Raw genomic sequence first — 22,202 nt, 5'->3', positions numbered from 1 at the left:
ATGATCGAGCTGAAGGCCCTGCTGGGCCAGGGCAACCCGCCGCTGGTGGGCATCGACATTTCCACCTCCAGCGTGCGGCTGGTGGAGCTGGCGCAGGGTGCCAAGGGCGAATTGCGGCTGGAGCGCTACGCCGCCGAGCCGCTGCCGCGCAACGCCGTCACCGACGGCAATATCGAAAACATGGACCAGGTGGTGGAAACCGTGCGCCGGGTCTGGAAGAAAAGCGGTACCCGCGCCAGACACGCGGCGCTGGGCATGCCGCCCGCGTCCGTTATCACCAAGAAGATCATCCTGCCGGCCGGCATGTCGGAAGACCAGCTGGAAATCCAGGTCGAGTCCGAAGCCAGCCAGTACATCCCGTTCGCGCTGGATGAGGTCAGTCTCGACTTTGACGTCATCGGCCCGGCTGCCAGCTCGGCCGATGATATCGAGGTGATGCTGGCTGCCTCGCGCCGTGAAAAGGTCGAGGACCGGGTGGCAATCGCCGAAGCCTCCGGCCTGAAGGCGACCGTGATGGACATCGAATCCTACGCCGCCCGTGCTGCGCTGGACCGGGTGGTCACGCAATTGCCGGAAGGCGGCGTCGGCCAGGTGATCGCGCTGTTCCAGATCGGCGCCCAGGTCACCCACATTTCGGTGATGCTGGACGGCGTCACCGTCTACGAGCGCGAGCAGCCCTTCGGCGGCAACACGCTGACCCAGGACATCGTGCGCAGTTACGGCCTGTCCTTCGACGAAGCCGAGGCGCGCAAGAAAACCGGCGACCTGCCGGACAATTACCACGCCGAACTGCTGACGCCTTTCCTGGAGAGCGCCGCGCTGGAAGTCACGCGCGCCATCCAGTTCTTCTACACCTCCACGCCTTATACCCGGGTCGACCAGCTGTTCCTGGCTGGCGGCTGCGCGCTGATGCCTGGCCTGCTGGAACTGGTGGCCAGCCGCACCCGCATCTCCAGCGCTGTCATCGCACCATTCAAGGGCATGCAGATCGGTCCCTCAGTGCGCGAATCGCAGCTGCGGCTGGATGCGCCTGCTTACCTGGTGGCCTGTGGCCTGGCCTTGCGGAGGTTCGGCTGATGATACGCATCAACCTGCTCCCTCACCGCGAAGAAAAGCGCAAGCAGAAGAAGCAAGCCTTCTATACGCTGCTGGCGCTGGGCGGCGTGATCGGCGTGGGCATCGTGCTGCTGGTGGGCGGCTACAACGCGCGCGCCATCGCCATCCAGGACGCCCGCAACCAGGAACTGAAAACCGCCATCACCGTCCTCGACAAGAAGATCGCCGAGATCGCCACGCTGAAGCAGGAAATCGAAGCGCTGAAGGCGCGCCAGCAGGCGGTCGAAGACTTGCAGGGCGACCGCAACCAGCCAGTCTACCTGCTGGATGAACTGGTCAGGCAAACGCCGCCCGGCGTCTACCTCAAGGCCTTCCGCCAGGATGGACAGAAGGTTGCAGTGAATGGCTATGCGCAGTCGCAGGAGCGGGTGTCGGAATTGCTGCGCAACCTGGCCGGCGTGTCGCCATGGCTGGAGCGGCCCGACCTGATCGAGGTGAAGTCGACCGGGCTGGGGCAGGGCAAGAGCGCCAGGAAAGTGGTGGAGTTCAATCTGAATGTGATGATCAAGCGCCCGCGCGACAAGGACCAGCCGGAAGACAACGGCAAAGCCAGGGAGCGCGGCTGATGGCGTCCAGGGCCAACATCAACCTCAACGAACTGTTTGCCGGCCTGGCCGAGCAGTTCCGCGACCTGAATGGCCGCCATCCCGGACAGTGGCCGCTGGCGCCGCGCTTGCTGTGCGCGATTGGCGTGACGGCGGCGGTGTGCGTGGCAGGCTACTTCGGTTACTGGAGTTCGCAGTTCGAGGAGCAGGAAGCTGGCGCCATGGCGGAAAACAAGCTGCGCACCGAATACCGGATGAAGACCGAGCAGGCGATCAACCTGGATGCACTGCGCGCGCAAAAGGCGCAGGTCGACCAGTACGTCGAGCGCCTGCAGAAACAGTTGCCGAGCAAGGCCGAGATGGCGGCGCTGCTGACCGATATCAACCAGGCCGGCGCTGGCCGCGGCCTGCAATTCGACCTGTTCAAGCCGCAGCAGGTGGTCATCAAGGATTACTACGCCGAGCTGCCGATCGACATCAAGATCAACGGCAGTTACCACGACATTGGCGCCTTCACCGGCGACATCGCCAACCTGCCGCGCATCGTCACGCTCAACAACCTGGCGCTATCCTCCGGCAAGGACGGCACGCTGACGCTGGAAGCGGTGGCCAAGACCTTCCGCTATCTCGATCCGGAAGAAGTGGCAGCGCAGCGCAAGGCCGCCGCCGACAAGAAAAAGGCGGCGAAAAAATCATGAGGACGCTGACCGCCACCACGCTGACTGCCACCATCTTGTTGCTCGTGCTTGCCGGCTGCGGCGACAGCGACGTGCAGGAAGTACGCACCTGGATGAAACAGGTTGATGCGCAGACCAGGGTCAAGGTGCCGCCGCTGGCCGAGCCCAAGGTCTTCATTCCCTTCGCCTACGTCAACAAGGAAGAGCCGGACCCGTTCAACCCCAACAAGCTGCTGGCCGAGCTGGCCAAGCAGGCGGCGCAAGGCGGCGGTAGTGGCCTCCACCCGGATACGCAGCGCCGCAAGGAACTGCTGGAAACCTACCCGCTGGACACGATCCAGATGGTCGGCACCATCGAAAAGAAAGGCGTGATGTATGCCGTGCTGCAAGTCGACCGTGCCGTGCACCAGGTGGTGAAGGGCCAGCATCTGGGACAGAACTTCGGCGTCGTCACCAGCATCGACGAGAACAGCGTCAACCTCAAGGAAATCGTCCAGGACGCCACCGGCGACTGGGTCGAGCGCCTGTCCAAGTTGGAACTGCAGGAAAGCAAGGAGACCACCAAATGACCGCTCATACCCTGGCCAGGCGGGCCTGGTCCGCCGCAGTCTGGGCGCCTGTGCTGGCGCTGACGCTGGCCTTGCAGCTGGCTGGCGGCGCGCGGGCGCAAGCCCCGGCCGCCAACGCCATCGAATCGATCACCGCCAACCAGCAAGGCGCCAATGTCATCGTCCGGATCGCCCTGCGCAACGCGCCGGTGGCGCAGCCGATCAGCTTTGCCATCACCAATCCGGCGCGCATCGCGCTCGACTTCGGCGCCACCATCAACGCCACCGACAAGAACGTGCTGGAGTTCAACCAGGGCGACCTGCGCGGCGTCAACCTGGTGCAGGCTGGCGAGCGATCGCGCCTGGTGTTCAACCTGAAGCGCACGCTGAACTACGCCACCGCCATTGATGGCAACGCGGTGATCCTGACCATCGACGGCTCCGGCGGCCTGGCCACGGCGGTCGACGGCAACGGTCTGCCCGCCGCCCGCAGCGCGCCTGCGCCGGCCGGCAAGCAGCTGCTGCGCGACCTGGATTTCCGCCGTGGCGCCAATGGCGAAGGGCGGGTGGTGGTGGACCTGCCCAACAATCAGGTGGCGGTTGACGTGCGGCAGACGCCGACCGGTGTGATGGTCGACTTCCTCAAGACCGGCGTGCCGGAAAACCTGCGCCGGCGGCTGGATGTCGGCGACTTCGGCACGCCGGTGTCGCTGGTCACCACCGTGCCGCAGGGCGAGAACACGCGCCTGATCATCGAGGCGCGCGGCCTGTGGGAGCAGACCGTCTACCAGAGCGACACCCAACTGGTGGTCGACGTCAAGCCGATCAAGGAAGATCCGAACAAGCTGACGCAAGGCTCGCAGGGCTATCGCGGCGAAAAGCTGTCGTTCAATTTCCAGAACGTTGAAGTGCGCGCCGCCTTGCAGGCGATTGCCGATATTTCCGGCCTCAACATCATCACCAGCGACAGCGTGGCCGGCAATCTGACCTTGCGCCTGCGCGAAGTGCCGTGGGACCAGGCGCTGGATGTGATCCTGCAAGCCAAGGGCCTGGACATGCGCAAGAACGGCTCGGTGATCTGGATCGCGCCCAAGGAGGAATTGCTGACCAAGGAAAAACTGGAACTGGAACAGCGCGCACAGATCGCCGATCTGGAGCCACTCAAATCAGAAATCTTCCAGCTGAATTACCAGAAGGCGGAAGCGTTCAAGACCGTGTTCGGGCTGGAGGGCGGCGACGCCAAGGCGCGCATCCTGTCCAAGCGCGGCAGCGCCATCATCGAACCGCGCACCAACCAGCTGTTCGTCACCGACATCGCCTCCAAGCTGGAGGACGTGCGCCGGCTGATCGCCAAGACCGACATCGCCACCAAGCAGGTGCTGATCGAGGCGCGCATCGTCGAGGCCAGCGATACCTTCACCCGCAACCTCGGCGCCAAGCTGGGCTTTTCCGACATGCGCACCATCCGTGGCGGCGATTCCGGCTACCAGATCGGCAACGGCAACACCCGCTTCGCGATTGGCGGCAACCTGACCGGCGTCGGCCAGACCACCGGCCAGGTGGCGGTCACCGACACCAGCTTCAACAACACCCAGTTCATCAATCTGCCGGCCGGCAACATCAACGGCGCGCAGGCCGGCAGCCTGGCGATCAGCCTGTTCTCGTCGGCCGCCAACCGCTTCCTCAACCTGGAGCTGTCGGCGCTGGAGGAAGATGGCACCGGCAAGATCATTTCCAGCCCGCGCGTGATTACCGCCGACAAGGCGGTGGCGCTGATCGAGCAGGGCATCGAGCTGCCTTACCAGGTGGCCACCAGCAGCGGCGCCACCTCGATCCAGTTCCGCAAGGCCAACCTGCGGCTGGAGGTGACGCCGCAGATCACGCCGGACGGCAATGTTGTCATCGACGTCGACGTCAACAAGGACAGCGTCGGCCAGGAAACCCGTTCCGGCTTCGCCATCGACACCAAGCACGTCAAGACCCAGGTGATGGTCGACAACGGCGGCACCGTGGTGTTGGGCGGCATTTACCAGCAAACCGAGCGCAGCACCACCGACAAGGTGCCGCTGCTGGGCGACATTCCGGTGCTGGGCTACCTGTTCCGCAGCAACAGCCGCACCAACGACAAGACGGAGCTGCTGGTATTTATCACGCCGAAGATCGTGACGGAGCGCCTGTCGACGGCGCGGTGATTGGACTCATTGTTTAGGGGATGCGCTTGATGATGAACAAATTCACAGGATGGCTGGCGACGCTGGCCTGCGCAGGCTTGCTGTCGGCCTGCGGCGGCGGTGGCGGCTCGCCCGGCACCAATAGCAATGGCGTGGCGCCCTCCAAGGCCGGCAGCGTGACACTGACGGCCAGTGCGAGCACCATCGCCTCGTCCGGGCTGGACGGCACCGAGGTGACGCTGACCGCCATCGTCAAGGACGCTGGCGGCAATGCGCTGGCCAATGAGACGGTCAGCTTCAGCGCCAGCTCTGGCACCATCAGCAGCAGCAACCGGGTCAGCAACAGCGCCGGCGAGGTGGTGGAGAAACTCAGCGTCAAGGGCGATTCCTCGCAGCGCGACATCACCATCAGCGCCAGCGCCGGCAATGCCAGGTCGGCCACCATCACCGTCAAGGTGGTGAGCGCCGTCCCGACGCTGACGCTGACCACCGACAAGGGCACGCTGGCCTCGGCCGGCATCGCCGGCAACGAGGTGGTGGTGACCGCGCTGGTACGCGACGCCAACAACACCGTGATGCCGGGCGTGACCGTCAGCCTCAGCTCCGACTCCGGCAGCCTGACGCTGACCAACCGCGTCACTGACGCCAGCGGCACCGTCACCGAGAAACTGGGCACCGGCGGCGACGCCACCTCGCGCGCCATCAAGGTCAGCGCCAGTGTGCCGGGCGCCGCGCCGGCGACGGCGGTGGTCAATGTCAGCGGCAACAAGCTGACCGTCAACGCCACGCCGACCGTGAATGTGGGGTCGTCCACCGACGTGACCGTCAAGCTGGTGGACTCGGCCGGCAATGCGCTGGTCGGCAAGCCGGTGACCTTCAGTTCCAACGCCAATTCACTCAGCGTCAAGGGCGGCGGCGCGGCGGTTACCAATGCCGGTGGCCAGCTGGTGCTCAGCTATGTCGCCAGCGGCGGTTCGGCCGACATCATCACGGTGCGCTCGATGGGGGAGATCGCCTCGTCCAGCCTGTCGATCAATTCCTCGACCTTTGCGCTGCGCGTGCTGGACGTTTCCGGCAACGTCATCAGCTCGGCATCGATCGGCGGTTGCCAGCAGGTGTCGGTGACCAATGCGCCGGGCAGCAGTGTCACCCTCAGCACCTCGCGCGGCACGGTGTATGGCGACGCCGCCTGCACCGTGGCGCTGAGCGGGGCGCTGGGCCTGTCCGGCGGCGCCGCCAACGCCTATGTCAACGCCACCGGTCCCGGCATCGCCACGCTGACCGCCAACGCTGGCGGCCAGACCACCCAGACCGAACTGGAGTTTGTGGCGCCGGTAACGCCGCTGGCGACCATCACCTTACAGGCTGATCCGGCGATAGTCGGTGTCAACACCACCGGCAGCACCAGCCAGCAGGCCACGCTGCGCGCCATCGTGCGCGACGGCACGGTGCAGAACAACCTGGTGAAGAACGCCACGGTGGCCTTCTCCATCATCGCCGACCCAAGTGGCGGCGCGCTGACCCAGCCGGCGGTGGTCACCACTGGCGCTGACGGCACCGCCACCACCAGCTTCATTGCCGGCACCTCGGTGACACCGACCGACGGCGTGCAGATCCAGGCGCGGCTGGTTGGCGGCTCGGGCGCCACCGCCGTCGCCCGGCTGACGGTGGCGCAGAAATCGCTGTTCATCAGCGCCGGCACCGGCAACACGGTCGGCACGCCGACCAGCGCGACGTACCAGATGGATTACGCGGTGATCGTCACCGACGCCGCCGGCAACGCCGTCCCCGGCGTCAACCTGACCGCCTCGGTGCTGCCGGTAACCTATTTCAAAGGCTACCTGACCTTTGTCACGCCCGGTCCATGGGCACCGGCGGTACGCAACGGCTGCGCCAACGAGGACCTGAACAACAACGGCATCCTCGACGCCGGCGAGGACGTCAACGGCAATGGCACGCTGGAGCCGGGCATCCCGGTGACGGTGACGCCATCGGTGACCACCGACGCCAGCGGCCGCGCCATGGTGTCGCTGGTGTATCCGCGCGACCGCGTCTACTGGCTGGATGTGAACCTGACGATACGCGGCCAGGCCAGCGGCACCGAGTCCCGCTACACCTCTCTGGTACACTTGTCGGGATTAAGCACCGATTACTCTACCCAGAACATCCGCCCACCGGGCGAGATGAGTCCATACGGGGTGTCGACTCAGTGCAGTAACCCGTTATAAGTTGGATCGTGCATGCAAAATGTGTTTCTAGTCGGCCTGATGGGGGCAGGGAAAACCACCATCGGCCGCATCCTGGCGCGCAAGCTGGGGCTGAATTTTATTGATTCCGACCACGAGATCGAGGCCCGCACCGGCGCGTCGATTCCATGGATCTTTGAAATCGAGGGCGAAGCCAGCTTCCGCCGCCGCGAGGCTGAGGTCATCCGCGAGCTGACTGGACAGGGTGGCCTGGTGCTGGCCACCGGCGGCGGCGCCATCCTGAACGCCGACAACCGCGCCTACCTGAAGGAGCGCGGCACGGTGATCTATCTGCGCGCCACCGTCAACAGTATCCTGCAGCGCACCGCCCATGACAAGAACCGCCCGCTGCTGCAAACCGCCGATCCGCGCAAGAAGCTGGAAGAATTGATGGACGTGCGCGATCCGCTGTACCTGGAAATCGCCGATCTGGTCATCGACACCGGCCGTCCTAACGTACAATCAATGGTTCAGACCATTTTGAACCAGCTGGAAGCGCGCGCCTGCGAGGCCGCGCCCAACTGTTCCACCCACGCCGAACCATCGATGAACGAACAATCCAACATCCTGTTAAACGTAGACCTGGGCGAGCGCAGCTACCCGATTTCCATCGGACCGGCGCTGCTGGAAGATAGCGCCGCGCTGGCGCGCCATGTGCACGGCGGCAAGGTGGCCATCGTCAGCAACACCACGGTGGCGCCACTGTACCTGGAACGCATCGAGAGCGGCTTGCGCAATGCCGGCAAGCAAGTGACCACGGTGATCCTGCCGGATGGCGAAGAGTTCAAGAACTGGACCAGCCTGATGCAGATCTTCGATGCCCTGCTGGAAAACAAGGCCGACCGCAAGACCACGCTGATCGCGCTGGGCGGCGGCGTCATCGGCGACCTGACCGGCTACGCGGCCGCCAGCTATATGCGCGGCGTCGACTTCATCCAGGTGCCGACCACGCTGTTGTCGCAGGTGGATTCGTCGGTGGGCGGCAAGACCGGCATCAACCACCCGCTGGGCAAGAACATGATCGGCGCCTTCTACCAGCCGCGCGCGGTGATCGCCGATACCTCGACGCTGGAAACCCTGCCGGCGCGCGAGCTGTCGGCCGGCCTGGCGGAAGTCATCAAGTACGGCGCGGTGATCGACCTGCCGTTCTTCGAGTGGATAGAAGCGCATATTGAAAAACTGATGGCGCGCGACAAGGCCGCGCTGGCTTATGCGATTGCCCGATCGTGCGAAATCAAGGCCGACGTGGTGCGCCAGGACGAGCGCGAGGGCGGCCTGCGCGCCATCCTCAACTTCGGCCATACCTTCGGCCACGCGATCGAGGCCGGCATGGGCTATGGCGCCTGGCTGCACGGCGAGGCGGTCGGCTGCGGCATGGTGATGGCGGCCGACCTGTCGCAGCGCATGGGCCTGGTCGATGCGGCCACCGTGGACCGCGTGCGCACGCTGATCGCCGCCGCCGGCCTGCCGGTCAAGGCGCCGGATCTCGGCGTCGAGCGCTGGCTGGAGGCGATGGAAGTCGACAAGAAGAACGAGGGCGGCGCCATCAAATTCATCCTGATGAATCCGCTGGGCGCATCGAAGATCAGCAACGCCCCGCACGAGCTGCTGCTGGCGACGCTGGCCGCCTGCGTGTAAAGCATCATGCAGCCGGAAGAATACCTCGCCCCGTACGCCGCCCATTCCGAGGGCGGCGTTGGCCGCCTGCACGCGGAGACGGCCCACGCGTCGCGCAGCCAGTTCCAGCGCGACCGCGACCGCATCATTCACTCGTCGGCGTTCCGCCGGCTGGAGTACAAGACCCAGGTGTTCCTCAACCACGAAGGCGACCTGTTCCGCACCCGCCTGACGCACAGCCTGGAAGTGGCGCAGATCGGCCGCTCGCTGGCGCGCAACCTGCGGCTGAACGAGGACCTGGTCGAGGCGATTTCGCTGGCGCATGACCTGGGCCACACGCCGTTCGGCCACGTCGGCCAGGATGTACTCAACGAGTGCATGCACGACCATGGCGGCTTCGAGCACAATCTGCAAAGCCTGCGCGTGGTTGATGAGCTGGAAGAGCACTACGGCGCCTATGACGGCCTGAACCTGATGTTTGAGACGCGCGAGGGCATCCTCAAGCACTGCTCGCTGAACAATGCGAAGTTGCTGGGGCCGGTGGCGCAGCGCTTCATCGATCGCACGCAGCCGTCGCTGGAGGCGCAGCTGACCAATCTGGCCGACGAGATTGCCTACAACAGCCATGACATCGACGACGGCCTGCGTTCCGGCCTGATTTCGATCGAGCAGCTGGAGCAGGTGGATTTCTTCGCGCGCCTGTGGCGTGATGTGCAGCAGGCGTATCCGGGCCTGTCGGGCCGCCGCGCCATCTATGAAACCTTGCGTCGGCTGATTACCGCGCTGGCTGATGATTTGATCGTGACGTCGAGCGCGCGCATTGCCGATACTGCGCCGAAGAATATCGACGACGTGCGCGCGGCACCACCGCTGATCCGCTTCTCGGAGGGCATGCGCAAGGATGCGACCGAATTGAAGCGCTTCCTGCACGCCAACCTGTATCGTCACTACAAGGTCAACCGCATGCGGGTGAAAGCCAGCCGCATCGTGCGCGAGCTGTTCGACTCCTTCATGGCGGAGCCGGTGCTGCTGCCGCCGGATTACCAGGATAAATCCGGCGACATCAACAAGCAGGCGCGCAAGATCGCCGACTACATCGCCGGCATGACCGACCGCTACGCCATCCGCGAACACCGCCGCCTGTTCTCGCTGGACGAGCTCTGATCTGCGTCAAACACCGGAGGCGGTGCGCTTGACGCATCGCCTTGTGCGGCGGAAGATGAAGCTTCATCGGAGGCCGCCATGGACATATTTGAACTCGAAAAATATTTCGTCACCAAGGTCGAGCTGATGGCCTTTCGGGGAGAGATGGCGATACAGTTCGGTAAAGTCCATGCGGCCATCGCCAATACCCACGTAGAAATTGCCAGAGCCCATACCGAAATCGCCAGACTGGAGGGGCGGATGGCTTCCATGGAAACCCGGCTGATCAAGTGGTTCCTCACCGTGGTGATCGCCAACGCCTCGATCTCGCTGGCGATAGCGCGCTATTTTTCATAAAGGCATCGCATGGACGAGCATATCGGCGAGCGTGTCAGCACACTGGAGATGGAGGTTGCCGTTATCCAGTCCAACTATGTCCGCAGCGATGCGTTTGCGGACTTGCGCTCGGACGTGCGCATCGGCTTCGCTCAAATTCACGCCAAAATCGACGGGCAACGCGACGGATTGAATGCCAGGATCGACGCTCTGCACGAAGGAATGAGCGTCAAGATTGAAGCTCTGCACGAAGAAATGAGCGTCAAGATTGAAGCTCTGCACGAAGAAATGAATTCCAGGATCGACGCTCTGCGCGAAGAAATCAACGACAAGATTGAAGCTCTGCGCCAGGAGTTGGGCGCAAAAATCGACAAATCGACCGCCACCTTGCTGAAGTGGATGTTCGCCTCGCAGTTTAGCGTGGCCGCGTTGGTGCTGGCGGCCGTTAAGTATCTCTAGAACATGCGTTGCTGGGCGTCGCGCTGATCGCCAAGTAATTCCAGCAGCAGCTTCTTGATCGGCGCGGGCAGGGCGGCATCGGCGATGTGGGCGGCGTCCAGCCAGATGTTGCCGGGCTCGGCAGCCATGGGCAGCCGTCGTGCCAGGGTCACGCGGTGCGGCGCAATGTGCAGCTTGTAGTGCGTAAAGACATGCGTTACCGTCGACAGCCGTTCGCACGACTCCATCTCGCCAAAGCGGCTGACCGCGCGCAGCAGCGCGTCGTGGCCGGCCTCAGGCGTCTCGTCATCTTCCAGCGCAACGTGGCCATCCAGTTCCGGCAGCGATAGCAGCCCGCCCCAGATGCCGCTTGGCGGGCGCTGCTCCAGCAACACCTGCCCGTTGTCGACAATCGCCAGCATCACTGCATGCTTCTCCGGCGTCGCCTTCTTCGGCTTGCGCACCGGCAGGTCCCTGGTGCGGCTGGTGGCAAACGCCACGCAGCGCGGCTGCATCGGGCAGCGCTCGCACGACGGGCTGCTGCGCGTGCACAAGGTCGCACCCATGTCCATCAGGCCCTGCGTGTAGGACTCGATGCCTTCTTCCGGCAACAGCGCCTCGGCACGCCGCCACATGGCTTCCTCGGTCTTGCGCTCGCCTGGATAGGTATCGATGCCGAAGACGCGCGCAAACACACGCTTGACGTTGCCGTCCATGATGGCCGCACGGCGGCCGCTGGAAAATGCCGCGATCGCCGCCGCCGTCGAACGGCCGATGCCTGGCAATTCCGCCAGCAACAGTGGATCGGCAGGAAACACGCCGTGATACTCGGCCACCACGCGCTGCGCGCACTTGTGCAGATTGCGCGCCCGCGTGTAGTAGCCCAGTCCGCTCCATTGCGCCATCACATCCTCGACCGGCGCCGCAGCCAGGTCGCGCAGGGTAGGGAAGCGCTCCAGGAAGCGCGCGTAATAGCCCAGCACCGCAGACACCTGCGTCTGCTGCAGCATGATCTCGGACAGCCAGATCAGATACGCATCGCGGGTGTTCTGCCACGGCAGCACATGGCGGCCATGGACTTTTTGCCAGCCGATCAGATCGGCCGAGAAACTGGGATCGGCAAAATTCTCTACTGCTACAACTTTCATTCTTTTCCTAAGATTACGCGGCGGCGTCCAGCGCCACAAACTCCGCATTGATGGCGATGCTGATCGCACCGGCCAATTCATTCAAGCGTGCCTTCTGTTCTTCCAGCTCGCGCTGGCTGCGTTCGAAGGCGTCTATCTTTTGCTCCAGGCTATCGGTCGCATCGTGGATGCGCTGGATCGACGCCAGCCGTTGTTTCAACTGATCCTTGTGCTGGCGGATCTGCGCTTCCAGCGGCGCCATGATGACCTTTAGCCACGCCTCCGCATCGTTGTTGGCTGACTTGAAGCAGCCGCGCACGCGCGAAGCGATGGTGTCGAAGAACTTCTCCATCACCGTTACGCGGCTGGTGGTGAGCAGCGTGGCAGTGCCGAAAGTCTTGGAGTAAATCGCCTCGATGGACGCCATTTCCTCGCGATAGCGCTCCAGCGAAAATGGCATCGGCAGCGCCAAAGTCAAGCCGTGCTCGGTCGAGAAGCGGCGATACATCACGCCCATCATCTCGGTGATCTCGATGGTTTTGTGTTCGGCGGCATCGAGGTTGGCGCGGGTGCGCTCGAAATAGCCGCGCACGGCGTCGCGCACGCCGATGAAGAAGCGGCTGCGCTGCATTTCCTCGCGCACCAATTCGATATTGTCACGCACGATGTCCATGCCCATGCAGGTGTACAGCTCGGTCGACAGGCGCGTGAACACCGCCCGTGTCGCCTGCAGCTTGAACAGGCTGGCGTCAAATTCGCGTTTCTCGACATCGATGCGGCGCATCATGTGCGAGATCACGTTCTGATTCTTGCCGCGCAGGCTGCGCAGTTCATGCAGCTGCTCGACGATGCCACGCGCGCGCGCGTTCAGCATGCCCACCTGCGCCGTATTCAGCGCCTGCAATTCCTCGCTCAGTTGCTTGCGGACGATTTCCTTCTTGGCCGGAATCAGCTCATTGAACAGCGCGCCTTCCAGTGCATGCAGGCGGCTGCGCGCCTGTAACGCCACGTCGTGATTGATCTTGCCGACCAGCGCCTTCTGCGCCGACACCGGAAACACCTGGCGCGGCTCCAGCGCCAGCATGTGCGCCACATTGGCCTGCTGCCGCGCGATCTCGGCGTTGACATCTTCCTCGCTGCGCAGCTCATCCCACATGCTGTCGATCTTGTTCAGCACCACCAGCCTTCCCGCGCCGGCGCCGATGTGATTGCGCCAGACTTCGATGTCGCTCTTGGTTACGCCGGTATCGGCGGCCAGGATGAACAGCACCGCGTGCGCGTTCGGGATCAGGTTCAGCGTCAGTTCCGGCTCGGTGCCAATGGCGTTCAGGCCCGGCGTGTCGAGGATCACCAGCCCCTGCCGCAGCAGCGGATGCGGAAAGTTGATGATGGCGTGGCGCCACAGCGAAATCTCGACATTGCCGTGCTCGTCCAGCGTAGCCGGCATGTCGGGATCGTCCTCGTCGTACAGGCCGTAGCGCTTGGCTTCTTCCACCGGCACGTAGCGCGTCTTGCTGACCTGCTTGAAGGCCTCGTGCATGTCGCCGCCGGCATCCAGGTTCAGCGGCAGCACGGTCCACGCGGAGGGCTGCTCGCGGTAATCGCTGGTGGACAGGTTGTCGGCCCGCGTTTCGATCGGCAGCAGGCGGATCGACGGCGCCAGGCTGGCGTCCCATTGCAGCTCGGTCGGGCACATGGTGGTGCGGCCGGCGGCGGACGGCAGGATACGCTGGCCGTATTCGGCAAAGAAGATGGCGTTGATCAGTTCCGATTTGCCGCGCGAGAATTCCGCCACGAAGGCTACCGACAGCTTGTCGTCCTCCAGTCGGGCCAGGTTGCGCACGATGCGCTGCTCGGTGGCGGCGTCTGCCAGGGCGGCGTCCGCCATCCACGACTGATAATTTTTCAGTGCGGTGACCACGCCTTGCCGCCAGGCGCTGTACTGTTCGAAATCCCTGACCATCATCTGCATGCCCTTATTTTTGGCAGTTCACACAATAGAATGTAGAACGCTGGCCCTGCTTGATCTGACGGATCGGCGCCGCACAAACACGGCACGGCTTGCCAGTCCGATCATAGACGAAATATGTCTGCTGGAAATACCCGCTTTGGCCGTTGACGCTGATAAAGTCGCGCAGCGTGCTGCCGCCCTGGACGATCGCCTCGGCCAGGATTTCACGCACCGCCTGCGCCAGCTTTTCATAGCGCGCCAGGCTGATGCGCTTGGCCGGCGTCTTCGGATTGATGCCCGCACGGAACAGACTTTCCGACGCGTAAATATTCCCCACGCCCACGACAATATCGCCGGCCATCAGCACCTGCTTGACCGGCGCGCTGCGCTGCCGGGTCTGATCGTACAGCAATTTGCCGCTGAAGCCGTCTTCCAGTGGCTCGACGCCCAGTTCGCGCAGCAATACGTGGTGTTCCAGCGCGCCATCGGCCGCGTCATGCCACAGCACGGCGCCGAAGCGGCGCGGGTCTTTCATGCGCAGCACCTGGCTGTCCTTGCCGTCCTGGCCTTCGACTTCCAGGTCGAAATGGTCGTGCTTCTCCGGCGCCAGGCCGGGCGCCAGCACGCGCAGATGGCCGGACATGCCGAGGTGGATGATCAGCGTGCCATGCTCGAAATGCAGAAGAAGATACTTGCCGCGGCGGCCGGTGTGCAGCACCTGGCGCTTGGCCAGCAGTTGCGGCAGCGCGGGCGGGAAGGGCCAGCGCAGGCCCGCGCGGCGCAGCACCACGCTGCGCACGATGCGGCCTTCCACATGGGGCGCGACGCCGCGCCGGGTCACTTCTACTTCTGGTAATTCTGGCATCTGTCTGGCTGTAGAGGAAATAAAGGACGGGAGAATCTGGCTGCAACGGAATATTTGGTTACACTAGTCAAACTCCGCGCGTGATGCGATCGGCGTAAAATTTGACGACCTTTGCTGACCAGTCAGGATCTACCCTTGAAAAACGCTTTCGCCATTGTAACCCTCTCAGCCTTGCTGTCGGCGTGCGCTGTCGCGCCACAGAAGCAGGGCGAGCCTCCCGCCGAGCCGCACGCCGAGGCGGAGGCCGCTGCGCCAGCCGTTGCCGAAGCACCGGCGCCGGCGCAGGAAGCACTACCGAATACCGAATTGACTGGTGACCTGCTGTTCCGCATCACCAAGGCCGAGCTGGAATTCAAGAATGGCCAGTGGCAGGGCGCCTACATCACCATGATGGCCATGGCGCAGCAAACCCGCGATCCGCGACTGGCGCGCCGCGCCACCGAGATGGCGCTGACCGCCAAGCAGCCGGAAGAGGCCATGTCGGCGATCCGCCTGTGGCGCAGCCTGGCGCCGGATTCGGATGAGGCGACCCAGTTCTTCCTCGGCTTTGCCGTCACCGCCGATGACCTGAGCGAAGCGGAAACCGCCTTCGAGCAGCGCCTGCAAAAAGCCAAGCCGGCGGCGCGTCCGATAGCCATGTTCCAGATGCAGCAATTCCTGCTGCGCGCCAAGGACAAGGCGGCCGCCTACAAGCTGCAAGAGCGCGTGCTGATGCAGTACGACGACACGCTGGAAGCCCACCTGATCCTGGCGCAAGGTGCGTTCAGCCTGGGCGACCAGGCGCGCGCCCGCGCCGAGGCGACCAAGGCGCTGGCGATCAAGCCGGATTCCGAACTGGCCATCCTGACCAGCGCGCAAGTATCCGGCGATATCGATAGCGCCATCCAGCAACTGCAAGCCTTCTTGGTGAAATATCCGAAAGCCACTGAAGTACGCGCCGCCTATGGCCGCATCCTGGCCGACAACAAGCAGCCGGACGAGGCGCGCAAGCAATTCCTGCTGCTGTTGAAAGACCAGCCAGACAACATCGCCACGCTGTATGCGCTGGGCGTGATGGCGATGCAGGCCAACGACCTGCCGGAAGCGGAAAAATACTTCAGCCGCTTCGTCAACGTATTGCAGGACCATCCGAACGACGAGCGCGATCCATCGAAAGTGCTGCACATCCTGGCGCAAATCGCCGAACAGCGTGGCGACCTGGACGCGGCCTACAACTGGCTGGAAAAGATCGATGGCAGCGACGAGAAAATCTACCTGGCCGCACGCATGAAGATGGCCGTGCTGACCGCGCGCAAAGGCAATGTCGACGAAGCCCGCAAGCAGCTGGAAGAACTCAAGCCATCCGACCCGAACGATCAGGCGCAAGTGTTCCAGACCGACGCGCAACTGCTGCGCGATGCCGGCGACCACCGTGCCGCCTACGTGGTGCTGGAAAACGCCACCAAGCGCTATCCCGGCCATCCCGACCTGCTGTACGATTTCGCGCTGGTGGCGGAAAAGCTGGGCGAGGTGGAACTGATGGAAAAAACGCTGCGCCAGGTGATGATTGCCGCACCCGACAACCAGCACGCCTACAATGCGCTGGGCTATTCGCTGGCCGAGCGCAACGAGCGCCTGCCGGAAGCCCACGCGCTGATCGACAAGGCCTTGCAGATGGCGCCGGGCGATCCCTTCATCATGGACAGCATGGGCTGGGTGCAGTTCCGCATGGGTAATCTGAACGAAGCGGAATCCTATCTGCGCCGCGCCTACGCGGTGCGCAGCGATCCGGAGATTGCCGTGCACCTGGGCGAAGTATTGTTCGCCAAGGGCGATGTCAGCGGCGCGCAAAAGCTGTGGAAAGAAGCGCACGCCAAAGATCCTAAAAACGACGCGCTGAAGAGCACCCTGGCGCGCCTGAACCAAAGCCTATAAATGATACGACCACTCCTCATCGCCGCCTGCATCGCCATGCTGTCCGGCTGCGCCACCACCGCCACGGCGCCGCGCTCCAGCGCCGCTGTCGCCGCCTACCAGGACAATATCGAGCTGGCCGGCGGCATCTTCATCAGCTACACCCGTGACGGCAAGCGCGAGCCGCTGAACGGCAGCTTTAGCTGGCGGCAGACCAGCACCAATACCGATGTCAACCTGATCTCGCCGACTGGACAAACGGTGGCCGTCATCCATGTCACGCCGAACTCGGCAACGCTGACCGAAAGCGGCAAGCCGCCGAAGACCGCGCCCGACCTGGATACGCTGACCAGGCAAGCGCTGGGCTGGACGCTGCCGGTGTCCGGCCTGCGCGACTGGCTGCAAGGCTACGCCACCGACCGCGACGGCAAGCGCTTCGTCGCCTCGCCGTCCAATGACAATGTCATCACGCGTGACGGCTGGAAGCTGGAATATGTGAGCTGGCAGGACGACAGCGCTGCCGTGCCGCAGCCGAAACGTATCGATGCCACCCGCATTGTGTTTGGCGAGGCCGTGGATGACATGCAGATCCGCATCGTTATCCGTCCACAGCAACAGTAAAATGCCGGCCATGACCGAACTGAACAATTGCCCGGCTCCGGCCAAGCTGAATTTATTCCTGCACGTGAACGGCCGTCGCGCTGACGGCTACCACCTGCTGCAGACCGTGTTCCAGCTGATCGACCATGGGGACACTCTGCACTTCACGCTGCGCGACGACCATGCGCTGCGCCGCGTGACCGATATGCCGGGCGTGCCGGAAGAAAGCGACCTGATGATACGCGCCGCGAAGTTGTTGCAGGCGGAAGTGCTGCGCCGCAGCGGCGCCTTGCCGCGCGGTGTCGATATCGCCATCGACAAGGTGCTGCCGATGGGCGGCGGCGTCGGCGGCGGCTCGTCCGACGCCGCCACCACGCTGATGGCCTTGAACAAGCTGTGGAACGCCGGCCTGGTCCAGCAGGAACTGATGGACCTGGGCCTGCCGCTGGGCGCCGACATCCCGTTCTTCATCTTCGGCGAAACCGCCTTTGCCGAAGGCGTGGGCGAGGCGCTGCAAGCGGTGCAGGCGCCGGAATGTTGGTATGTGGTTATCGAACCGGGCGTCATGGTGCCGACGGCTGCAATTTTTGGTTCGGAACAATTGACAAGGGACACACCGCCCGTTAATATAACGGACTTTTCCAGCCACTCCATTAAGTTGGGGTTTGGGAAGAACGACTTGCAACAGGTAGCAACGAAGTTATTCCCGCCGGTAGCAGAAGCGGTAGAATGGCTGGGTGCTTACGGTGATGCCAGGATGACTGGCTCCGGTGCATGTGTGTTCAGTGCGGTAGCAACCGAGGTAGACGCTGATGCGGTACTTGCGAAAGTGCCAGCGAAGTGGAAGGCCTGGAAAGCAAAAGCGCTGCCACGGCATCCGATGTTCACCGCGAAGTTGTGAGGCGGAAAAAAGATTTTGCGAAGCGTGAAAAAGCCAGTATAATGCTGGCCTGTAGCGACAAGCAGCAAGTTGCGTAGGGGAATCGCCAAGCTGGTTAAGGCACTGGATTTTGATTCCAGCATACCAAGGTTCGAATCCTTGTTCCCCTGCCATTCGTTTGTATCTGGAACCGTCGAGGCACTAGTCTCCGGCCAGGTAGAGCAAAAAGTGAGGCGCTCGATGCGCCTCATTCCATTTAGTGTTCAGTGCCGCGCGGCTTGCGCTGGCTCTTCAAAGAATCTTCTACAACTTCTCTGGAATCCCAATGGCTTACGAAAACCTGATGGTTTTTACCGGCAACGCTAATCCTGCGTTGGCAGAGGGAGTCGCAAAAAATCTCGGCATCCCCCTCGGCAAAGCGAACGTTTCGAAATTCTCGGACGGCGAAGTCATGGTGGAAATCAACGAAAACGTTCGTGGTAAAGACGTCTTCGTGCTGCAATCGACCTGCGCGCCAACCAACGACAACCTGATGGAACTGATCCTGATGGTTGACGCCCTGAAACGTGCATCGGCCGGCCGTATCACCGCTGCGATTCCTTACTTTGGTTATGCCCGTCAAGACCGCCGCCCACGTTCGGCGCGCGTGGCGATCTCGGCCAAAGTGGTTGCCAACATGCTGGAAGAAGCCGGCGTCGAGCGCGTCCTGATCATGGATCTGCACGCAGACCAGATCCAGGGCTTCTTCGATATCCCGGTTGACAATATTTACGCATCGCCAATTCTGCTGGGCGACCTGCAAAAGAAACACAATGAAGACCTGCTGGTCGTGTCGCCGGACGTCGGCGGCGTGGTCCGCGCCCGCGCCCTGGCAAAACGCCTGGGCTGCGACCTGGCCATCATCGACAAGCGCCGTCCGAAAGCCAATGTTTCCGAAGTGATGAACATCATCGGTGACGTTGAAGGCCGCAACTGCGTCATCATGGATGACATGGTTGACACCGCCGGCACGCTGGTCAAGGCTGCTGAAGTGCTGAAAGAGCGCGGCGCCAAGAAAGTAGTGGCGTATTGCACCCACGCCGTGCTGTCCGGTCCTGCGATCGACCGCATCAACAGCTCGTCGCTGGACGAACTGGTGGTGACCGACACGATTCCGCTGTCGGACAACGCCAAGCAATGCGCCAAGATCCGTCAACTGACCTGCGCACCGCTGCTGGCAGAGACCTTCAAACGCATCATCAAGGGTGATTCCGTGATCTCCCTGTTCGTCGACTAAGCAGCCGGCGAGTATCAGTTTTTCAGGCGGCGCGCAGCGGTTGATCCGTTGCGCGCCGTTTTTCCCGAAGCGCGCCTGGTCGCGGGGCGCTTCATCACAACGGGGCGCAAGCCCTGTTATATATTGGAGTTTCACATGAAAGTAGTTGCATTCAAACGCGAATTGCAAGGTTCCGGAGCGAGCCGCCGCCTGCGCAATTCGGGCCAAACCCCTGGCATCATCTACGGCGGTACCGAAGCACCGGTCGCTATCTCGCTGGATCACAACGCGCTGTACCACGCGCTGAAAAAAGAAGTGTTCCACTCGTCGATCCTGGACCTGGAAATCGACGGCAAAGCACAGAAAGTCCTGCTGCGCGACTTCCAGATGCACGCATTCAAGCAACTGGTACTGCACGCTGACTTCCAGCGCGTTGACGCCAACAAGAAAATCCACGTGAAAGTGGCGCTGCACTTCGTTAACGCTGAAGTATCGCCAGCAGTCAAACTGCACGGCGCGACCATCAGCCACGTTGCCAACGAACTGGACATCGAATGCCTGCCAGCCGACCTGCCAGAATTCGTCACCGTTGACCTGACCAACGTTGATGTTGGCCACTCGGTCCACGTGGCTGACCTGGTTCTGCCAAAAGGCGTGACCGCTGTTACCCACGGCAACAACCTGACCATCGCTACCGCATCGCTACCAGCTGGCCACGTTGCTGCTGAAGCTGCTGCTACCGAAGAAACCAAGAAGTAATTCTTAGTTTCTCTGAGAAAAACCCGCCTCTGGCGGGTTTTTTTTTGCCATAATCATTTTATTTCACTCGCACTCCATGCCTATCCGTCTCATCGTTGGCCTCGGCAATCCCGGCCCTGAATACGAACAAACCCGCCACAACGCCGGCTTCTGGCTGGTGGACAACCTCGCCAACGACAGCGGCGCGCGCCTGCAGCGCGACAGCAAGTACAACGCCATGGTCGCCAAGGCGTCGGTCGCCGGCCAAGAAGTGTATCTGCTGGAACCGCTGACCTTTATGAACCGGTCCGGCCAGTCGGTCGGCGCGCTGTGCCGCTTCTTCAAGATCGCCGCCGACGAAGTGCTGGTCGTGCATGACGAGCTGGACCTGATGCCCGGTACCGCCCGCCTGAAAAAAGGCGGCTCATCGGGTGGCCACAACGGCCTGAAAGACATCACCGCAGCGCTTGGTACGCAGGATTACTGGCGTTTGCGCCTTGGTATCGGCCACCCGCGCACGCTGAACCTGGCGCAGCAGGTGGCCGACTTCGTGCTGCACCGTCCGCGCCGCGAAGACCAGGAACTGATCGAGCGCGCGATCGACAAATCGCTGCTGATCCTGCCACAGATTATCAAGGGCGAATTCGCCGCCGCCACCACCAAGTTGCACACCGACTGAAAGGAACCGATGAAACTATTACCGATCGTTGCACTACTGGCCGCCGCAGCCACCGCCCAGGCGCAGGATGCCGGCACCGTCATCAACGGCATCTACCCGCAGCTGGACGCGATCTACAAGGATCTGCACGCCAATCCGGAAATCGCCTTCCAGGAAACCCGCACTGCCGGCAAGCTGGCCGCCGAAATGCGCAAGATCGGTTTTGAGGTCACGGAAAAAGTCGGCAAGACCGGCGTGGTGGCCATCTACAAGAACGGCCCCGGGCCGCTGGTCATGGTGCGCACCGAGCTGGACGGCTTGCCGATGGATGAAAAATCCGGTCTGCCTTACGCCAGCAAGAACGGCGCCGCCCACAGCTGTGGCCACGACGTCCACATGACCGCCTGGCTGGGCGCGGCGCGCGCGCTGGTGACGCTGAAATCGCAATGGCAAGGCACGCTGATGTTCATCGGCCAGCCGGCCGAAGAAACCGTCGCGGGCGCCAAGGCCATGCTGGAAGACGGCCTGTTCAAGCGTTTCGGCAAGCCGGACTATGCTTTCGCGCTGCACTCGTGGCCGCTGGCCTACGGCACCATCGGCTACAACAGCGGGCCGGTGTCGTCGAACTCGGACGCCATCGAGATCACCTTCAAAGGGCGCGGCGGCCACGGCTCGGCGCCGGACAAGGCGCTGGACCCGATCACCATCGCCGCGCGCTTCGTGGTGGATGTGCAGACCGTCATCAGCCGCGAAAAAGATCCGAAGGAATTCGGCGTGGTGACCATCGGCGCCATCAACGGCGGCACGGTAGGCAACATCATCCCCGACACGGTAAAAGTGCGCGGCACCATCCGCAGCTACAGCCCGGCGGTGCGTGAAAAGATACTGGCCGGCGTACGCCGCATCGCCAACGCCTCCGCCACGATGGCCGACGCGCCGGCGCCTGACGTCGAACTGATCCCCGGCGGCGCGGCGATCGACAACAACGACGCGCTGGTGACCCGCACCGAAGGCGTGCTGAAGCAAGCCTTCGGCGACGCCAACGTCGCCCGCATGCCAGCGATGACCGCCAGCGAAGACTTCTCGCAATACGTCAACCAGGGCGTGCCCGGCATGTTCTTCTTCACCGGCGTCTACGACCCGAAAGTCGTGGCCGAAGCCGACAAAGGCGGCAAGCCGGTCGCCTTCAACCACTCCCCCTACTACGCCCCGGTACCCGAACCCTCGATCAAAACCGCCGCCCAGGCAATGACGCTCGCCGTCATGAACGTCATGCCCAAATAAAAAGGCTCTTCACGGATTTCTGTGAAATGCATCTAGAAATGAGAAAGCGGTGAAGAAAAGTTAGACTTGTTGTGCGACCAACAAAACTTAACTTTACCCACCGCTTTCATGCAT

The 22,202-nt window shown here is 62.8% G+C and carries 20 protein-coding genes and 1 tRNA gene; 18 read left to right on the top strand and 3 right to left on the bottom strand.

The window, feature by feature from the left end:
- The 10 genes from BLS51_RS12370 (at position 1) to BLS51_RS12325 (ending at position 10,858) form a co-directional block, all read left to right on the top strand.
- Positions 1-1,077, top strand: a complete 1,077-nt coding sequence (locus BLS51_RS12370; RefSeq protein WP_090192414.1) for a pilus assembly protein PilM — start codon at positions 1-3, stop codon at positions 1,075-1,077.
- Positions 1,077-1,682 carry a PilN domain-containing protein gene (locus BLS51_RS12365; protein WP_090192413.1) on the top strand — a complete coding sequence of 202 codons (606 nt, stop codon included), beginning with the start codon at positions 1,077-1,079 and terminating at the stop codon, positions 1,680-1,682. Before BLS51_RS12370 ends, BLS51_RS12365 begins: the two co-directional genes overlap by 1 nt.
- Positions 1,682-2,359 carry a type IV pilus inner membrane component PilO gene (locus BLS51_RS12360; protein WP_090192412.1) on the top strand — a complete coding sequence of 226 codons (678 nt, stop codon included), beginning with the start codon at positions 1,682-1,684 and terminating at the stop codon, positions 2,357-2,359. The genes BLS51_RS12365 and BLS51_RS12360 overlap by 1 nt, the downstream gene beginning before the upstream one ends.
- Positions 2,356-2,907: a pilus assembly protein PilP gene (locus BLS51_RS12355; RefSeq protein ID WP_090192411.1), complete on the top strand. Its 552-nt coding sequence runs from the start codon at positions 2,356-2,358 to the stop codon at positions 2,905-2,907. Before BLS51_RS12360 ends, BLS51_RS12355 begins: the two co-directional genes overlap by 4 nt.
- On the top strand, positions 2,904-5,078 hold the full coding sequence (gene pilQ / locus BLS51_RS12350; protein ID WP_090192410.1) for a type IV pilus secretin PilQ: 2,175 nt from the start codon (positions 2,904-2,906) through the stop codon (positions 5,076-5,078). The genes BLS51_RS12355 and pilQ overlap by 4 nt, the downstream gene beginning before the upstream one ends.
- 29 nt (positions 5,079-5,107) lie before the next feature.
- Positions 5,108-7,285 (top strand): beta strand repeat-containing protein, encoded by a 2,178-nt coding sequence (locus BLS51_RS12345; RefSeq protein WP_229207794.1) that lies wholly within the window; start codon positions 5,108-5,110, stop codon positions 7,283-7,285.
- A gap of 12 nt (positions 7,286-7,297) precedes the next feature.
- Positions 7,298-8,941, top strand: a complete 1,644-nt coding sequence (gene aroKB / locus BLS51_RS12340; RefSeq protein WP_090192409.1) for a bifunctional shikimate kinase/3-dehydroquinate synthase AroKB — start codon at positions 7,298-7,300, stop codon at positions 8,939-8,941.
- A 6-nt stretch (positions 8,942-8,947) separates the two neighbouring features.
- Positions 8,948-10,084 carry a deoxyguanosinetriphosphate triphosphohydrolase gene (locus tag BLS51_RS12335; protein WP_090192408.1) on the top strand — a complete coding sequence of 379 codons (1,137 nt, stop codon included), beginning with the start codon at positions 8,948-8,950 and terminating at the stop codon, positions 10,082-10,084.
- Between the two features lie 78 nt (positions 10,085-10,162).
- On the top strand, positions 10,163-10,420 hold the full coding sequence (locus BLS51_RS12330) for a hypothetical protein (RefSeq protein WP_090192407.1): 258 nt from the start codon (positions 10,163-10,165) through the stop codon (positions 10,418-10,420).
- A gap of 9 nt (positions 10,421-10,429) precedes the next feature.
- The gene (locus tag BLS51_RS12325; RefSeq protein WP_090192406.1) at positions 10,430-10,858 is read left to right on the top strand and encodes a DUF1640 domain-containing protein; all 429 of its coding nucleotides are present in this window, start codon (positions 10,430-10,432) and stop codon (positions 10,856-10,858) included.
- On the opposite strand, the gene mutY is transcribed toward BLS51_RS12325, so the two are convergent.
- From mutY to mutM, 3 genes are read right to left on the bottom strand one after another with little or no spacing between them, the layout of a single operon-like run.
- Entirely contained in the window at positions 10,855-11,985 is a 1,131-nt protein-coding gene (gene mutY / locus BLS51_RS12320) for an A/G-specific adenine glycosylase (RefSeq protein WP_090192405.1), read from the bottom strand. The two genes, BLS51_RS12325 and mutY, sit on opposite strands and share 4 nt — an antisense overlap.
- A 13-nt stretch (positions 11,986-11,998) precedes the next feature.
- Positions 11,999-13,927 carry a dynamin family protein gene (locus BLS51_RS12315; protein ID WP_090192454.1) on the bottom strand — a complete coding sequence of 643 codons (1,929 nt, stop codon included), beginning with the start codon at positions 13,925-13,927 and terminating at the stop codon, positions 11,999-12,001.
- Positions 13,928-13,940: 13 nt separating this feature from the next.
- Positions 13,941-14,780 (bottom strand): bifunctional DNA-formamidopyrimidine glycosylase/DNA-(apurinic or apyrimidinic site) lyase, encoded by an 840-nt coding sequence (mutM, locus tag BLS51_RS12310; RefSeq protein ID WP_090192404.1) that lies wholly within the window; start codon positions 14,778-14,780, stop codon positions 13,941-13,943.
- A gap of 135 nt (positions 14,781-14,915) precedes the next feature.
- On the opposite strand from mutM, the gene BLS51_RS12305 reads away from it, so the two are divergent.
- From BLS51_RS12305 to BLS51_RS12270, 8 genes are all read left to right on the top strand, one after another.
- A complete protein-coding gene (locus BLS51_RS12305; RefSeq protein WP_090192403.1) occupies positions 14,916-16,694 on the top strand; it encodes a tetratricopeptide repeat protein in 1,779 nt (592 codons plus the stop codon).
- Positions 16,695-17,294, top strand: coding sequence for an outer membrane lipoprotein LolB (locus BLS51_RS12300; protein ID WP_090192402.1), 600 nt, complete (start codon positions 16,695-16,697; stop codon positions 17,292-17,294).
- 10 nt (positions 17,295-17,304) lie between these two features.
- Positions 17,305-18,174 carry a 4-(cytidine 5'-diphospho)-2-C-methyl-D-erythritol kinase gene (gene ispE / locus BLS51_RS12295; RefSeq protein WP_090192453.1) on the top strand — a complete coding sequence of 290 codons (870 nt, stop codon included), beginning with the start codon at positions 17,305-17,307 and terminating at the stop codon, positions 18,172-18,174.
- A gap of 75 nt (positions 18,175-18,249) precedes the next feature.
- A tRNA-Gln gene (locus tag BLS51_RS12290) sits at positions 18,250-18,326 on the top strand.
- 152 nt (positions 18,327-18,478) lie between these two features.
- On the top strand, positions 18,479-19,429 hold the full coding sequence (locus BLS51_RS12285) for a ribose-phosphate pyrophosphokinase (protein WP_090192401.1): 951 nt from the start codon (positions 18,479-18,481) through the stop codon (positions 19,427-19,429).
- A gap of 135 nt (positions 19,430-19,564) precedes the next feature.
- Positions 19,565-20,167, top strand: a complete 603-nt coding sequence (locus BLS51_RS12280; protein ID WP_090192400.1) for a 50S ribosomal protein L25/general stress protein Ctc — start codon at positions 19,565-19,567, stop codon at positions 20,165-20,167.
- A gap of 76 nt (positions 20,168-20,243) precedes the next feature.
- Positions 20,244-20,825 carry an aminoacyl-tRNA hydrolase gene (gene pth, locus BLS51_RS12275; protein WP_090192399.1) on the top strand — a complete coding sequence of 194 codons (582 nt, stop codon included), beginning with the start codon at positions 20,244-20,246 and terminating at the stop codon, positions 20,823-20,825.
- A 9-nt stretch (positions 20,826-20,834) separates the two neighbouring features.
- Entirely contained in the window at positions 20,835-22,088 is a 1,254-nt protein-coding gene (locus tag BLS51_RS12270) for an amidohydrolase (protein ID WP_090192398.1), read from the top strand.
- Positions 22,089-22,202 lie beyond the last annotated feature (114 nt).

The organism is Duganella sp. OV510 (genome assembly GCF_900100205.1).
GTDB lineage: Bacteria > Pseudomonadota > Gammaproteobacteria > Burkholderiales > Burkholderiaceae_D > Rugamonas.
Note: the sequence above shows the minus strand (reverse complement) of the source record. Positions and strands in the feature narration are given on the sequence as shown.

Bases quoted from the DNA above. Each gene is read 5' to 3' on its own strand.
- ispE (WP_090192453.1), top strand. From the start codon at position 17,305: ATGACCGAACTGAACAATTGCCCGGCTCCGGCCAAGCTGAATTTATTC.
- BLS51_RS12355 (WP_090192411.1), top strand. From the start codon at position 2,356: ATGAGGACGCTGACCGCCACCACGCTGACTGCCACCATCTTGTTGCTC.
- BLS51_RS12360 (WP_090192412.1), top strand. From the start codon at position 1,682: ATGGCGTCCAGGGCCAACATCAACCTCAACGAACTGTTTGCCGGCCTG.
- aroKB (WP_090192409.1), top strand. From the start codon at position 7,298: ATGCAAAATGTGTTTCTAGTCGGCCTGATGGGGGCAGGGAAAACCACC.
- BLS51_RS12345 (WP_229207794.1), top strand. From the start codon at position 5,108: ATGATGAACAAATTCACAGGATGGCTGGCGACGCTGGCCTGCGCAGGC.
- BLS51_RS12280 (WP_090192400.1), top strand. From the start codon at position 19,565: ATGAAAGTAGTTGCATTCAAACGCGAATTGCAAGGTTCCGGAGCGAGC.
- BLS51_RS12270 (WP_090192398.1), top strand. From the start codon at position 20,835: ATGAAACTATTACCGATCGTTGCACTACTGGCCGCCGCAGCCACCGCC.
- BLS51_RS12370 (WP_090192414.1), top strand. From the start codon at position 1: ATGATCGAGCTGAAGGCCCTGCTGGGCCAGGGCAACCCGCCGCTGGTG.
- pth (WP_090192399.1), top strand. From the start codon at position 20,244: ATGCCTATCCGTCTCATCGTTGGCCTCGGCAATCCCGGCCCTGAATAC.
- BLS51_RS12325 (WP_090192406.1), top strand. From the start codon at position 10,430: ATGGACGAGCATATCGGCGAGCGTGTCAGCACACTGGAGATGGAGGTT.
- mutY (WP_090192405.1), bottom strand. From the start codon at position 11,985: ATGAAAGTTGTAGCAGTAGAGAATTTTGCCGATCCCAGTTTCTCGGCC.
- mutM (WP_090192404.1), bottom strand. From the start codon at position 14,780: ATGCCAGAATTACCAGAAGTAGAAGTGACCCGGCGCGGCGTCGCGCCC.
- BLS51_RS12335 (WP_090192408.1), top strand. From the start codon at position 8,948: ATGCAGCCGGAAGAATACCTCGCCCCGTACGCCGCCCATTCCGAGGGC.
- BLS51_RS12365 (WP_090192413.1), top strand. From the start codon at position 1,077: ATGATACGCATCAACCTGCTCCCTCACCGCGAAGAAAAGCGCAAGCAG.
- BLS51_RS12285 (WP_090192401.1), top strand. From the start codon at position 18,479: ATGGCTTACGAAAACCTGATGGTTTTTACCGGCAACGCTAATCCTGCG.
- BLS51_RS12315 (WP_090192454.1), bottom strand. From the start codon at position 13,927: ATGGTCAGGGATTTCGAACAGTACAGCGCCTGGCGGCAAGGCGTGGTC.
- BLS51_RS12300 (WP_090192402.1), top strand. From the start codon at position 16,695: ATGATACGACCACTCCTCATCGCCGCCTGCATCGCCATGCTGTCCGGC.
- BLS51_RS12330 (WP_090192407.1), top strand. From the start codon at position 10,163: ATGGACATATTTGAACTCGAAAAATATTTCGTCACCAAGGTCGAGCTG.
- pilQ (WP_090192410.1), top strand. From the start codon at position 2,904: ATGACCGCTCATACCCTGGCCAGGCGGGCCTGGTCCGCCGCAGTCTGG.